Here is a 13,938-nt window from a genome sequence, read left to right on the forward strand (position 1 = left end):
TCGGATGGCTGGCTGAGTGGGAGGCGCATCAGGTGCGCGCGAGGTCGTCCAGTTCCTCGCCGAGGACGCCACGCAGGCGCTCGAGGGCCCGGCTGCTGCGTGAGCGGACACCGCTCGGGCTCAGCCGCAGTGTCTCGGCGGTCTCCTCCACGCTCTGGTCCTCCCAGAAGCGCAGCACCAGGACGGCGCGGTCCTGCGCGGACAGTTCACCGAGGGCCCGCAGCAGGGTGACCCGCAGCGAGGGGTCGGCGTCGCTGACCGCCACCTCGGCGAAGGTGTCGGTCACCTGCTCGGCGCTGCTGCGCCGGCGGCGGTGGGAGAGGAAGGTGTTGACCAGGACGGTCTGTGCGTAGCCGGCCGGGTTGTCGAGCCGGGATATCCGGCGCCACTTCCCGAAGACCCGGCCCAGCGCCTCCTGGGCGAGGTCCTCGGCCAGGTGCGCGTCGCCGCCCGTCAGCAGGTAGGCCGTCCGGATCAGGTGGCGGCCCCTCGCGGCGGCGAACTCCCGGAAGTCCAGCGGGCCCGGCGGCGCGGGACTGGGCGTTGAACGCTTCATACCTGTCTAACGCGATGGGTCGGCGGGCGCGTCCCAGCCCCGGAGCGGCGGGCGCTCCGGGGCTGGGAGGTGAGTGCGGGAGGTGAGTGGCGGTCAGGCCGCCGTCGGCATGGTCAGGTCGGTCGGCAGGTCGCGGTAGCGGCGCAGCGGGGAGAACCAGAGGGCCAGGGCGGCCAGCGGGACGCCGGCGCAGGTCAGCCACATGGCCGGGACCAGACCGAGGACGTCGGCCAGGCCGCCGCCGAGGAGGGCGCCGAGCGGGATGGTGCCGTAGTTGAGGAAGGCGCCGCTGGCGGAGATCCGGCCGAGCAACTCGGCGGGGGTGTAGCGCTGGGTGAAGGTGGCGCGCAGCACGTTGCCGGCCACCACACCGCCGGAGACCGCGAGGCCGCCGACCAGGAAGCAGAGCACGCCGGCGCCGTCGGTGGTGAGCGGGATCAGCAGGACCAGTGAGGGCAGGCCGAGCAGGAAGAAGAGCATCGCCCGAGCCGTGCCGATCGCGGTGCCGACCCGGCGGGCCAGGGTGGCGCCGAGCACGCCGCCGATGCTGGCGGCACCGATCAGGGTGCCGAGCGCGCTCTCCGGCAGGCCGGCCTGCTTGATCAGGAAGACCACCAGGATCGACTGGTAGGCCGTCAGGAAGAGGTTGGCCAGCGCGCCGTGCATCATGAACGGCCGCAGCCACGGGTCCCGGGTGACCAGCCGCAGGCCCTGGCGCACCTCGCCGAGCAGGGCCCGCTTCGGCCGCTCGGTGGGCTCCTTGACCGGTTCGCGCTGCTTGATCGCGGCGGTGGAGCCGAGCGAGATCAGGAAGGTCACGGTGTTGGCGAGCAGGCTGTTCACCGGTCCGAAGAGCTGGGCCAGGGCGCCGCCGGAGCCGAGGCCGACGATCTGCGCGGCCGAGGCGCTGCCGTGCAGCTTGGCGTTGCCCTCCGCGCGGTCCGTCTCGTCGACCAGGGTGGGCAGGTAGGCGGTGTAGGCGGTCTGGAAGAAGACCGCGCCGGCCCCGGCGCAGAGCGCCACCAGCAGCAGCTGGGGGTAGCTCAGCAGGCCCATGGCGGCGGCCACCGGGATGCTCAGGTAGCAGAGCAGCTGGACGGCGGCGGAGACCAGCATGACGGTCCGTCTGCGCATCCGGTCCACCCAGGCGCCGACCGGCAGGCCGATCAGCAGCCAGGGCAGCCAGGTGGCGGCGGGCAGCGCGCTGACCTCGAAGGCGCCGGCGTGCAGGGTGCCGACCGCGATCAGGGGTAAGGCCAGGCCGGTGACCGAGGAACCGTACTTGCCGGCCACCTCGCCGGTGAAGAGCAGTCGGAAGTCGCGGTGGCGGCGCAGCAGGCTCCGGCGGCGGTCGGCGGCCGGGGCGTGCGGGGTGGTGGTGCCTGCGGTGGTGGCGGCAGTGGTGGCGGTGGCAGCAGCGGTGGCGGTGGTCTTCATCAGGACTCCTCGGCGTTCATCAGCAGGGTCTGGAACTGGATCAGCACGGGCCGCGCCTCGGCCGGCACCGGCGCCTCGGGGTCCGGAACGTGACGGCCGATCACCTCCATCAGCTCGGCGCCGAGTGCGCTGAGCTGGGCCGGGGTCATCCGGACGTCGCCCCAGTCGGACATGTTTCCGGAGCCGATCCAGCCCCCGGTGAGCGGTTGGGCGAGCGCCTGCGCGGCCCGCTGGAAGCTGCGCTCCAGGTAGTGCCGCTTGTACTCGGACATCGCCTGGCTGGTCTCCGGGTCGAGGGTCAGCTCGCTGGTGTTGAAGACCAACTTCGGGCTGATCCGCCGCCACCAGCGCTCGCGCTTGGTGCCGCGGCCCTCCTCCTCCTCGATGAAGCCGTGCTCGGCGAGGTGGCGCAGGTGCCAGCTGACCGTGCCGGTGTTCTCGCCGAGTTGCTCGGCCAGTCGGGCGGAGGTGCTCGGGCCCTGGTCGGTGAGCTGGTCCAGGATCCGCATCCGGAGCGGATGGGCCAGGGCCCGCAGGCTGCGCGGGTCGACGGTGCGGGCTTCGCGGGGTGTGTGCTCGGGTGCTGCGTTCGAGGGTGCCGCGTTCGCTTGTGCTGCGTTCTCGGGTGGCGTGCTCTCGCTCATGGCAGGAACTCTAGCTTGCAGAGAGTTCTCTGCATAGCGATATCTGCAGAGAACTCTCTGCATCTTTGAGGCCTGCGCGCTGCCGCCGATCCGTCACTGCCGCGGCGTACCGTGTGACCCAATGGACAACGTCACGAAAGACGAGCACGCCGAAGCCCGCTGGGTGCCCGAGCCGGACAAGCGCCCCGGCCGCACCGCCTACCAGCGCGACCGCGCCCGGGTGCTGCACTCCGCCGCGCTGCGCCGACTGGCCGGCACCACCCAGGTGGTCGCCCCGATGCGCAGCGACTTCCCCCGCACCCGGCTCACCCACTCGCTCGAATGCGCCCAGGTGGGGCGGGAGTTGGGGGCCGCCCTGGGCTGCGACCCGGACTTGGTGGAGACCGCCTGCCTGGCCCATGACATCGGCCACCCGCCCTTCGGCCACACCGGCGAGGAGGCTCTGGACCAGGCCGCCGAGGCCTGCGGCGGATTCGAGGGGAACGCCCAGTCGCTGCGCATCCTGACCCGACTGGAGCCCAAGCGCTTCGCCCCGCAGGACGAGCAGCCGGCCCGGCTGGCCCCCTGGCCGGGCCGCAGCGTCGGCCTCAACCTGACCCGCGCCGCACTGGACGCCGCCACCAAGTACCCCTGGCCGCGCGGCGGCCACCCCACCGACCCGGACTCCGCCAAGTTCGGCGTCTACGGCGACGACCTGCCGGTCTTCCGCTGGCTGCGGTCCGGTGCGCCGCCCGGCGGCAAGTGCTTCGAGGCCACCGTGATGGACTGGTCCGACGACGTCGCCTACTCGACCCATGACGTGGAGGACGGCCTCTACGCCGGCCACATCGACCCGACGGCGCTGCGCAGCCCCGAGGAGCGGGTCGAGCTCTTCAAGGTCGCCGAGCGGTACGCGCCCGGCGCCGAGCCGGAGGAGTTCGGCGAGGCGCTGGACCGCTTGCAGGCCGAGGAGTGGTGGCCGCGGGCCTACGACGGGACGGCCCGCGCCAGGGCCGGCCTGAAGGACCTCACCAGCCAGCTGATCGGCCGGTTCTGCCAGGCCGCCGAGCAGGCCACCCGGGCCAGGTACGGTCCGGGCCGGCTCACCCGGTACATGGCCGAGCTGGTGGTCCCGCGCTCGGTCCGACTGGAGTGCGCGGTGCTCAAGGCGGTCGCGGTGCGTTACGTGATGCAGCGCGACGAGCAGGCCAAGCTGCGGGCCAGTCAGCGGATCGTGATCGCCGAGCTGGCCTACGTACTGAGCCGGGAGGCACCGGTCGGCCTGGACCCGGTCTTCCACGCGCTGTACGAGGAGGCCGAGGACGACGGGGCGGCGCTGCGCGCGGTGATCGACCAGATCGCCACCCTGACCGACGCCTCGGCGCTGGCCATGCACTCCCGGCTGGTCGGCCAGGCCTGGACCTGAGCATCGGGGGAAAACGGTCGTCAACCCGTACACTCGCCAGGTGGCCGGGCGGATCAGGGATGAAGACGTACAGGCAGTGCGTGACGCGCTGCCCATCGACGTGGTCGTCGGCGACTATGTGCAGCTCGCCAACGGTGGCGGCGGCCAGCTGAAGGGCGTCTGCCCGTTCCACGACGAGAAGTCGGCCTCCTTCTACGTCAGCCCGAGCAAGGGCGTCTTCCACTGCTTCGGCTGCCAGGAGAGCGGCGACACGATCTCCTTCCTGATGAAGATCGAGCACTTCTCCTTCGCCGAGGCCGTCGAGCGGATGGCCGCCCAGGCCAACATCACGCTGCGGTACGAGGAGGGCGGCTACTCCTCGCGCGGCCAGCAGGGCGAGCGCACCCGGCTGGTCGAGGCGCACAAGGTGGCCGCCGCCTGGTACCGGGAGCAGCTGGAGACGCCCGAGGGCGAGATCGGCCGCGCCTTCCTGGCCGAGCGCGGCTTCGACGCCGAGGCGGCGGCCCGGTTCGGCGTCGGCTACGCACCGGCCGGCTGGGAGCACCTGGTCCGCTACCTGCGCGGCAAGGGCTTCACCGACCGGGAGATCCTGCAGGGCGGCCTCGCCTCGCAGGGCCAGCGCGGCGGGTTGATCGACCGCTTCCGGGGCCGGCTGGTGTGGCCGATCCGGGACGTGGCCGGCGAGGTGGTCGGTTTCGGTGCGCGCCGGCTGCGCGAGGACGACAACGGGCCGAAGTACCTCAACACCCCCGAGACGCCGATCTACAAGAAGTCCCATGTGCTCTACGGCATCGACCTGGCCAAGAAGGAGATCGCCAAGACCGGGCGGGCCGTGGTGGTCGAGGGCTACACCGATGTGATGGCCTGTCACCTCTCCGGCGTCACCACGGCGGTGGCCACCTGCGGTACGGCGTTCGCCGAGGACCACATCAAGATCATCCGCCGGCTGCTGATGGACACCTCGCAGTACCGTGGCGAGACGGTCTTCACCTTCGACGGCGACGCGGCCGGCCAGAAGGCCGCGCTGCGCGCCTTCGAGGACGACCAGAAGTTCGCCGCCCGCACCTCAATCGCGATCACCCCCGGCGGCATGGACCCGTGCGAACTGCGGCTGGCCCAGGGCGAGGACGCGGTGCGCGAGCTGATCGCCAACCCGGTGCCGCTGTTCGAGTTCGCGCTGCGCTCCACGGTGGCCCGGCACCGGGTGGACGCGGCCGAGGGTCGCGCCGCCGCACTCGAGGAGGCGGCGCCGATCGTCGCCAAGATCAAGGACCCGTCGATCCGCCACGAGTACGCCGTCCAACTCGCGGGCCTGCTGGGCATTCTGGACGAGCAGTTCGTGGTGCGCCGGATCAGCCAGATCTCGCGCTGGCAGCGGGAGGCGCCGCAGCAGGCGCGAAGCCAGCGCGCACCACTGGCCCAGCAGCAGCCGCAACCCGTCCAGCAGCGCCCCGCGTTCCGCCTCAACCCGCGCGACCCGGCCCAGTTCGTCGAGCGCGAGCTGCTCAAACTCGCCCTCCAGCACCCGGAGTTGGTCAGCCCGGCGTTCGACCAGTACGGCGAGGACGAGTTCCCGACCCCGCCGTACGCGGCGGTCCGCCGAGCCCTCGGCAAGGCCGGCGGCACCAGCTACGGCGCGAGCGTGCCGAACTTCCTCGGGCTGGTCCAGGAGGCTGCCGAGGATGCCCAAGTCCGCTCTCTGGTCACCGAGTTGACGGTCGAGCCGATCCGCACCCGGCGCAAGCCGGACGAGATCTACGCGGGGGAGTTCCTGGTCAACCTGCGCCGCGCCGCGGTCCGGCGCCGGGTGGAGGAGGTCCGCGGCCAGCTCCAGCGACTCGGGAACCGGGCGACGGCCGAGGAGTTGGCGCCCGTGCAGCAGGAGCTGTGGGCGCTCCAGCAGTACGACGACAACCTGAAGGTGCGCGGCGCGGCCGGGCTCTAGGTGAAAGTAGGCGCACGCCCCTCGGCGGGGGAGTGTGGCGTACCCCACACTGAAGGGGTCCTCGTTCCAGGCCTCAGCAGAGGTGGGTCCCTTTGGAGATCGCCACCACCGAGCACCCCCCGGAGAGCGCTCCCGAGCCGTCGTTGGAACGCGCCCCCGAGCCCGATGCCGGGACCGACCCGGACGCCGACGCCGACCCCGAGGCCGACCCCGAGGCCGAGTCGGACGCCGAGTCGGACGCCGATCCGGACCCGGACGGGGACCCCGGCGAGTTCGACCGGCCCGTCGCCCTCGCCCGGCTGGACGAGCAAGTCGGCCCCGCCGCAGACCTGTTCCGCCAGTACCTGCGCGAGATCGGCCGGATCCGGCTGCTCAGCGCGGCGGAGGAGGTCGAACTGGCCCGGCAGGTCGAGGCCGGCCTGTTCGCCGAGGAGCACCTGCAGCAGCACGGACTGCCCGAGGGCCGGTTCGCCGACGACCTGGACCACCTGGTGGTGCTGGGCCGGATCGCCAAACGCCGGCTGATCGAGGCGAACCTGCGCCTGGTGGTCTCGGTGGCCAAGCGCTTCGTCGGGCGCGGACTGACCATGCTGGACCTGGTCCAGGAGGGCAACCTCGGGCTGATCCGTGCGGTGGAGAAGTTCGACTACACCCGCGGCTACAAGTTCTCGACCTACGCGACCTGGTGGATCCGGCAGGCGATGAGCCGCGCGCTGGCCGACCAGGCCCGCACCATCCGGGTCCCGGTGCACGTGGTGGAGCTGATCAACCGGGTGCTGCGGGTGCAGCGCCGGATGCTGCAGGAGCGCGGCAGCGAGCCGACGGCCGCCGAGCTCGGCCTGGTCCTGGAACTGACCGAGACCCGGGTCCGCGAAGTGCTGCGCCTGGCCCAGGAGCCGATCTCGCTGCACATCCCGATCGGCGAGGAGGAGGACGTCGCGCTCGGCGACCTGATCGAGGACGCGGACGCGGCCGAGCCCGCCGAGAGTGCCGCCTTCCTGCTGCTGCGCGAGCACCTGGAGGCAGTGCTGGCCACGCTCGGCGAACGCGAACGCAAGGTGGTGGAACTGCGCTACGGCCTCACCGACGGCCGCCCGCGCACCCTGGAGGAGATCGGCGCCCTGTTCGGCGTGACCCGCGAGCGTATCCGTCAGATCGAGGCCAAGACCCTGGCCAAGCTGCGCGACCACGCCTTCGCCGAGCAGCTGCGTGGTTACCTGGACTGACGAAGGCCCGCCCCGCCCGCGGGTCGGCGGGTGGGGCGGGCCGGCCGGCGGCTCGCGGTCCGGGCTCGGGCGGTCAGTGCGGGACCGTCCAGCGCTGGGCGCCGGTACCGTTGCAGCCCCAGATCTGGAGCTGCGTACCGTCGGTGGTGTTGCTGTTCGGCAGATCCAGGCAGAGGCCGGACGGCGGGTTGACCAGTGAGCCGTCCGAGCGCGGCCACCACTGCTGGGCCCCGGTGCCGTTGCACGGCCACAGGTCCACCAGGTTGCCGGCCGTCGTCCCACTGTGCACGACGTCCAGGCAGGAGCCGAGGACCTGGACGCTGCCGTCCGAGGCCAGGGTCCACTGCTGGGCGCCGGTGCCGTTGCAGTCCCAGATCTGGATCTTGTTGCCCCAGCTGGTCTGGCTGTGGTAGTCGTCCACGCACTTGCCGGCCAGGCCGGTGATCGGGCCGGTGACCGGCATGGCCGGACCGGTGTCGAAGGACGGCGGGGCGTTCGCCGCCGCCGTGCCCCAGCCGGGCGAGTCGGTGCTGCTGAGCCCGTAGGCCAGCGTGCCGCCGTGCTGCACGAAGTCCTCGCTCAGCCACGGCTGCTGGGACCAGGAGCCGTTGACCTGAAGGCTGGTGACATAGGGCGTGTTGCCGGTCGCGCCCGGCGCGGTGATGTCGATCGTCACCCCGTTGCCCCGGCTGATCGTGATGGCCGGGAAGAGCGGGCTGGCCAACGCCAGTTCGGCCCGCCCGGGGATCTCCGGGTACATCCCGACGGCGGCCCAGACGGCCCAGGCGGACATCTGGCCGAGGTCGTCGTTGCCGACCTCGCCGTTCGGACCCCACGAGAACAGCGTGGTCAGCGCCTGGCGGACCACAGCCTCGGTCCGGTCGGGCCGGCCCGCGTAGTCGTAGAGCCAGGGGATGGCCGAGGACGGCTCGTTGCCGAGGTAGGCGCCCGCCGAGTTCGGGCCCGCGTTCAGGCCGTTGCCGAAGAGCGAGTCCAACCGGGAGACCACCGGGCCCGGGCCGCCCAGCGCGGCGATCAGACCCTTGGGGTTCTGCGGCACCAGCCAGGTGTACTGGGCGCCGTTGCCCTCCACCCACCCGCTCTGCGAGGTCGGGTCGAAGCCCGGCCAGCTGTGGTCGGCGTTGCGCGGCTGGAGGTAGTGGTTGTCCTGGTTGAGGATGTCGCGCCAGTTCGAGGACTGGTGCAGCAGCACGTCGTGGATCGCCGTGTCGCCCAGCCGGCCCGCGAGTTGGGAGATCGCGAAGTCGGCGGTGGCGTACTCCAGGGTGGCCGCGGCGGCGCCCCAGCCGATGCCGTTCGGCACGAAGCCCTCGGTGTGCTCGCTGGCCTGGCCGGGCCGCTCGTTGTCCTTGACGGTGCCCTGCCAGGACTGCCAGAGAAGGCTCCAGTAGTCGAAGTCGGTGGCGCCGAAGGCGAACAGGTTGCTGCCGATGATCGGCAACGGGTCGCCGATCATCACCCCGGTGTTGCCGTTCGCCAGCGTCCAGCGGTCCAGATACCCCGCCTGCGCCCCCTGGTTGACGATCGACTGGGCGACGTCCGAGGCCTGCTGCGGGGCCAGCAGCGCCAGCAACTGCGCCTGGGAGCGGTAGACGTCCCAGCCGGAGAAGTCGGCGTACTCGGCGTGGCCTGCCGGGACGGTGTGGAGCTGCCCGTCGAATCCCGGGTAGCGGCCGTCCGTGTCGCTGAACACGCTCGGGTCCTGCAGGGCGTGGTACAGCGCGCTGTAGAAGGTCACGGTGTCGAAGATGTTCCCGCCGGCCACCGCGATCCGCCCCAGCATGCCGTTCCACCCTCCCCGGGTCAGCGAGCTGACCTGGCTGAAGCTGTAACCCCCCTGCTCGGCCTGGAGGTTGGCGTACGCGTTGTCCGCGCTGACGAAGGAGATCCCGACCTTCGCCGTGACGGTCCGGTTGGCCGAGGTGTCGAAGGAGACCTGGGCCGACGACCCGCCACTGACACTGCTGCTCGCGAACGGGTGGTCGAAGACCACCGAGAAGAACAGCCGGTAGTGGTTGCCGGTGCCGCAGAAGTTGCCGCTGTCGGTGTAGCCGGCGATCCCGTTGGAGCTGACCGCCACGCTGCCGGTGGCGGCGTTGAAGGCCTTGCCGGCGTCCACCGTGAGCGAGGCGGTCTGGCCGGCCGGATAGCTGAACTGGGCGATGCCCGAGCGTTGGGTGACCGCCAGGTCGGTTCTGATCCCGTTGTCGAAGGTGACCGAGTAAGTCCCTGGCGAGGACGACTCGTTGCTGTGTGAGAAGGTCGAGTAGCCGGGCGAGCCGCTGCCGAGGAACGGCAGGAACGGGACGTTGCCGTAGTCCCCGCAGCCCGCCCCGGATATGTGGGTGAGGCTGAACCCGCGGATCCGGTTGTCGTCGTAGTCGTAGCCGCCGTGCTGGTACGTGACCGTGTCGGGGCTCCACTGGATCATGCCCAGCGGTGCGACCGCGCCGGGGAAGGTGTTGCCGGCCCCACCGCCGTTGCCGTAGTCGACCGCACCCTGCTGGGTGCCGACGAAGGTGTTCACCCACTGGGCCGGGTCGTTGACCGTGATCCGCGCCACGGCGCCGCGCGCGTTGGTGGGCGTGTGGGTGGATGGCGCGGAGGCCTGGGTGGGCAGCGCGGAGGAATGCGTGGACTGGATGCAGCTCGCGCTCACCAGGGCGGCGCAGGCGGCCAGGGCGACCTTCCCGCGCGGCCGGGCGGGGCGCGCGGGACGAGGGGGACGCGGGGGTGGGGTGGGACCCTTGGAGCCGCCTGGGCGGCGCCGCGGGCGAGGGGGCCGAAGAGGCCGCAGGGGGCGCGTGATTCTCTGGCGTGGCAGGATGCGCACGTGAACTCCCTCCTGACTCAGAGTCAGTGTTCCCGTGCGGTACGTAATCATTCTACGGATCGGTCATCTGTTCATCTGACTTTCTCGGCGTGGCTCTTCTGACCAAGGGTCAGACTGTGATAATGGGGCCTGCGGGCTTGGTCCTAGTGGTGGAACCCGCTCGTGGGCTCGATTCCCCGCTCCTGCAACGGCCCCGGCTGGTGCAGCAGTTCGGGCAGCAGTCGGGCCAGGTCGGCGAGCAGCAGGTCCGCCAGGTCGAGGGTGAACCCGTTGCGGCAGACCACGCGCAGCACCGACAGGTCGGTCCGGTTGTCGGGGAAGGTGTAGGCCGGCACCTGCCAGCCGCGCTCGCGCAGCCGCCGCGACACGTCGAAGACGTCGAAGGCCGTCACGTGCTCGGCCACCGTGAAGGCGAACACCGGCAGCTCGTCGCCCTTGGTGAGCAGCCGGAAGGCGCCCAACTTCTCGATCCCGGTGGCCAGATGGCGGGCCACATGGCGACAGGACTGCTGCACCGCGCGGTACCCCTCGAAGCCCAGGCGCAGGAAGGTGTAGTACTGCGCGACCACCTCGGCGCCGGGCCGGGAGAAGTTCAGCGCGAAGGTGGGCATGTCGCCGCCCAGGTAGTTGACCTTGAAGACCAACTCCTCGGGCAGCGCCTCCTGGTCGCGCCACAGCGCCCAGCCGACACCCGGGTAGACCAGGCCGTACTTGTGGCCCGAGGTGTTGATCGAGGCGACCCGCGGCAGCCGGAAGTCCCAGACCAGCTCCGGGTCCAGGAAGGGCGCCACCATGGCCCCTGACGCACCGTCGACATGCACCGGGATGTCCAGGCCGGTGCGGTGCTGCAGCTCGTCCAGTGCCGCGCAGATCTGCGCGACCGGCTCGTAGGACCCGTCGAAGGTGGAGCCCAGCACCCCGACCACGCCGATGGTGTTCTCGTCGCACAGCGCCACCGCCGAGGGCGCGTCCAGGTGGTAGCGCTCGCCCTCCATCGGCGCGAGCCGGCACTCCACCTCCCAGAAGTTGCAGAACTTCTCCCAGCAGACCTGGACGTTGGCGCCCATCACCAGGTTCGGTCGGGCCCCGGCGTCGTAACGGGCCTGGTTGCGGCGCATCCAGCGGCGCTTGAGCGCCAGCCCCGCCAGCATGCAGGCCTCGCTGGAACCGGTGGTGGAGCAGCCCACCGCCCGGTCCGGCTCGGGCGCGTGCCACAGGTCGGCCAGGATCGCCACGCAGCGCCGCTCCAACTCGGCGGTCTGCGGGTACTCGTCCTTGTCGATCATGTTCTTGTCGAGGCACTCCGCCATCAACCGGTCGGCCTGCTCCTCCATCGTGGTGGTGACGAAGGTGGCCAGGTTGAGCTTGGCGTTGCCGTCCAGCATCAGCTCGTCGTGGATCAGCTGGTAGGCGATGTGCGGCGGCAGCGGCGTCCGGTGCAGCCGGTGCTTGGGCGGGGCCTGGCGCATCGCTCCTATCGGATCGGCCTCGCCCAGCAGGGCGCTGACGCTCAGTCGGTGGTCCTCGCTCGTGCCCTTGTGCAGCGCCATGCGGGAGTTGCCCTTCGCTCGGGTGCCGTTCTCCTCACGCTAGGACATCTCGTTGAGCTCAGGATGGGTTTGGCCGCGCACCACGCCGTACTGTCGCCGTACTGCGTCACCAAAGGGCTGGTCCGGGTCGGGCTCGATGGTGAGGGCCTCGGGCAGCGCCCACTGCGGCGGCTCCTCGGTGCCGGCCAGCGCCCAGGCCGCCTGCCGGGCCGCGCCGCGCGCCGCGTGGTCGCCGGGCGGCGGTATCACCACCGGGACGCCGAAGATCAGCGAGGCGATCTCGCGCACCGCCGGCAGCCGGCCGACCGCGCCGAGCAGCACCACCCGGTTGATCGCCACGCCCTGGGCGCGCAGCGTGTCCAGCGCGTCGGCGATGTTGCAGAGCATCCCCTCCACGGCGGCCCTGGCCAGGTGCTCGGGGGTCATCGACTCGGCCCGAAGGCCCGTCAGAGTGCCGGCCGCGTTCGGCAGTCGGGGGGTGCGCTCGCCGTCCAGGTAGGGCAGCAGGACCAGGCCGTAGGCACCCGGGGAGGAGCGCAGCGCCAGCTCGCTCAGGCCCTCCAGGTCGCAGCCGAGCAGTGCGGCGGTGGAGCGCAGCACCTGGGCGGCGTTGAGCGTGCCGACCATCGGCAGGTGGTTGCCGGTGGCGTCGGCGAACGAGGAGACGATGCCCTTGGGGTCCACCACCGGCTGCCCGTGCACGGCGAAGATGGTGCCCGAGGAGCCGAGCGAGACCACCGCGTCCCCGGGGACCAGGCCCAGGCCCAGCGCGGCGGCCATGTTGTCCCCGGTGCCGGCCGAGATCAGCAGACCCTCGGGGGTGTGCCCGGCGGGCTCGTTGGGGCCGAGCACCTCCGGCAGCCGCAGCAGTTCGTGGCCGAGCGCCAGCTTGACCAGGTCCTGGCGGTACTCGCCGGTGATCGGCGACCAGTAGCCGGTGCCGGAGGCGTCGCCGCGGTCGGTGGTGCGCCGCTGCGGGTGGCCGAGCAGCTGCCAGACCAGCCAGTCGTGCGGCAGCATCACCTCGGCGATCCGCCGCGCGTTGGCCGGCTCGAACTCGGCCAGCCAGCGCAGCTTGGCGATGGTGTAGGTGGCCGCCGGGACGGCGCCGATCGCCTCGGTCCAGGCGGCGGGGCCGCCCAGCGCGTCCACCAGGTGGGCGGCCGCGCCCGAGGAGCGCGGGTCGGTCCACAGCAGTGCCGGGCGGACCAGCACGCCGCCCGCGTCCAGCCCGATCATGCTGTGCTGCTGCGCGGAGACGCCGATCGCCCGGACCCCCTCCAGCAGGCCGCCGGTGGCCGCGTCGCCCAGCGAGTGCAGCCAGGACTGCGGGTCCGCCTCGGTGCTGCGGGCTCGTGAGGCCTCGGACTCCGGGTGCGGGGCCTTGCCCGAGCGCAGTACCTCACCGGTGTCCGCGTCACACGCGACGATCCGGGTGCGAAGGGTCGAGCTGTCGATGCCCGCAACGATGGCCATGATGGAGATCATGCCTCAGCCGGGCCCCGTGGGACGGTCGCCTGCGGCAAGTGTTGCCCACTCGGTACCGCCCGGCGCTACCGCCGGACGGTGCCCCAGCTGTCGTCCTGGTCCTGCTTGCGGTGGAAGTACGGCACCCGCTCGGTGAGCGCGTTCGGCAGCTTCTCGCCGACCTTGCCGGTCACCGCGTCCACCGCCTTTCCGGCCGCCGCGCCCGCCGACTCCTTGGCCCGGTGCGTGGCGTCCTGCACCCGCGGGTTCTGCGCGACCTTCTGCGCGGCGGCGGCGAGCTGCTCGTAGCGCTGCCGGCCGGCCCGCGCGCCCAGCACGTAGCCCGCCGCGGCCCCCACGATGAACGACAGCTTCCACATCTTTCGGCCTCCACCCTCGTACGCGGCACTTGCCGCGGTGCCCTACCCGTCCCGGCCGTCGGCGAACCGCTCGGCAGGGTCCCGCACTCGCGTGAGCCCCCAGCATCCCCGGCGCGGGCGCCGGGCGCCCGGCGGGCGCGCCGAACAGCCCGCCGCGAGGATCACGCGAAGATCAGCGGGCGAAAGCGATTGGCGGAGCACCCCCCTGGATGCGCTAATGTATGTCCCGCAGCGAGCGCTCCTGGGTGCCCGGCGCAGACAACACAATCCCGCATAGCTCAATTGGCAGAGCAGCCGACTGTTAATCGGCAGGTTATTGGTTCGAGTCCAATTGCGGGAGCTCAGGCAGCTGAGCCGGTGTCAACCGGCTCACGGTGCTTGGCACAGCGATCCCCCATAGCTCAATTGGCAGAGCAGCCGACTGTTAATCGGCAGGTTATTGGTTCGAGTCCAATTGGGGGAGCCAAACCGACG

The 13,938-nt window shown here is 71.6% G+C and carries 10 protein-coding genes and 2 tRNA genes; 5 read left to right on the plus strand and 7 right to left on the minus strand.

Going from position 1 to position 13,938, the window contains the following annotated elements:
* Positions 1–28: 28 nt before the first annotated feature.
* The 3 genes from BR98_RS29385 to BR98_RS29395 form a co-directional block, all read right to left on the minus strand.
* Positions 29–556, minus strand: a complete 528-nt coding sequence (locus BR98_RS29385) for a SigE family RNA polymerase sigma factor (protein ID WP_051970356.1) — start codon at positions 554–556, stop codon at positions 29–31.
* A gap of 93 nt (positions 557–649) precedes the next feature.
* Positions 650–1,993: an MFS transporter gene (locus tag BR98_RS29390; protein WP_083977120.1), complete on the minus strand. Its 1,344-nt coding sequence runs from the start codon at positions 1,991–1,993 to the stop codon at positions 650–652.
* Positions 1,993–2,637 carry a winged helix-turn-helix domain-containing protein gene (locus tag BR98_RS29395; RefSeq protein WP_083977122.1) on the minus strand — a complete coding sequence of 215 codons (645 nt, stop codon included), beginning with the start codon at positions 2,635–2,637 and terminating at the stop codon, positions 1,993–1,995. Before BR98_RS29395 ends, BR98_RS29390 begins: the two co-directional genes overlap by 1 nt.
* 121 nt (positions 2,638–2,758) lie before the next feature.
* Between BR98_RS29395 and BR98_RS29400 the strand changes: the two genes are divergently transcribed.
* The 3 genes from BR98_RS29400 to BR98_RS29410 all read left to right on the plus strand — a co-directional run bounded on the left by BR98_RS29400 (position 2,759) and on the right by BR98_RS29410 (position 7,213).
* On the plus strand, positions 2,759–4,042 hold the full coding sequence (locus tag BR98_RS29400; RefSeq protein WP_051970362.1) for a deoxyguanosinetriphosphate triphosphohydrolase: 1,284 nt from the start codon (positions 2,759–2,761) through the stop codon (positions 4,040–4,042).
* Between the two features lie 40 nt (positions 4,043–4,082).
* Positions 4,083–5,987 carry a DNA primase gene (gene dnaG / locus BR98_RS29405; protein WP_035849404.1) on the plus strand — a complete coding sequence of 635 codons (1,905 nt, stop codon included), beginning with the start codon at positions 4,083–4,085 and terminating at the stop codon, positions 5,985–5,987.
* A 92-nt stretch (positions 5,988–6,079) separates the two neighbouring features.
* Complete coding sequence (locus tag BR98_RS29410; protein WP_035849406.1) at positions 6,080–7,213, plus strand: RNA polymerase sigma factor; 1,134 nt, start codon at positions 6,080–6,082, stop codon at positions 7,211–7,213.
* 73 nt (positions 7,214–7,286) lie between these two features.
* On the opposite strand, the gene BR98_RS29415 is transcribed toward BR98_RS29410, so the two are convergent.
* From BR98_RS29415 to BR98_RS29430, 4 genes are all read right to left on the minus strand, one after another.
* Positions 7,287–9,893 carry a GH92 family glycosyl hydrolase gene (locus BR98_RS29415; RefSeq protein ID WP_083977124.1) on the minus strand — a complete coding sequence of 869 codons (2,607 nt, stop codon included), beginning with the start codon at positions 9,891–9,893 and terminating at the stop codon, positions 7,287–7,289.
* Positions 9,894–10,210: 317 nt separating this feature from the next.
* Positions 10,211–11,617, minus strand: a complete 1,407-nt coding sequence (locus BR98_RS29420) for a glutamate decarboxylase (RefSeq protein ID WP_035849409.1) — start codon at positions 11,615–11,617, stop codon at positions 10,211–10,213.
* A 39-nt stretch (positions 11,618–11,656) separates the two neighbouring features.
* Positions 11,657–13,093: an FGGY family carbohydrate kinase gene (locus BR98_RS29425; RefSeq protein WP_035854296.1), complete on the minus strand. Its 1,437-nt coding sequence runs from the start codon at positions 13,091–13,093 to the stop codon at positions 11,657–11,659.
* 77 nt (positions 13,094–13,170) lie between these two features.
* A complete protein-coding gene (locus BR98_RS29430) occupies positions 13,171–13,464 on the minus strand; it encodes a hypothetical protein (protein WP_035849413.1) in 294 nt (97 codons plus the stop codon).
* 267 nt (positions 13,465–13,731) lie between these two features.
* Here BR98_RS29430 and BR98_RS29435 point away from each other — a divergent pair.
* Positions 13,732–13,804: transfer RNA gene (locus tag BR98_RS29435), tRNA-Asn, on the plus strand.
* A 50-nt stretch (positions 13,805–13,854) separates the two neighbouring features.
* Positions 13,855–13,930 (plus strand) — tRNA-Asn (locus BR98_RS29440).
* Positions 13,931–13,938 lie beyond the last annotated feature (8 nt).

The organism is Kitasatospora azatica KCTC 9699 (assembly GCF_000744785.1).
Taxonomy (GTDB): domain Bacteria; phylum Actinomycetota; class Actinomycetes; order Streptomycetales; family Streptomycetaceae; genus Kitasatospora; species Kitasatospora azatica.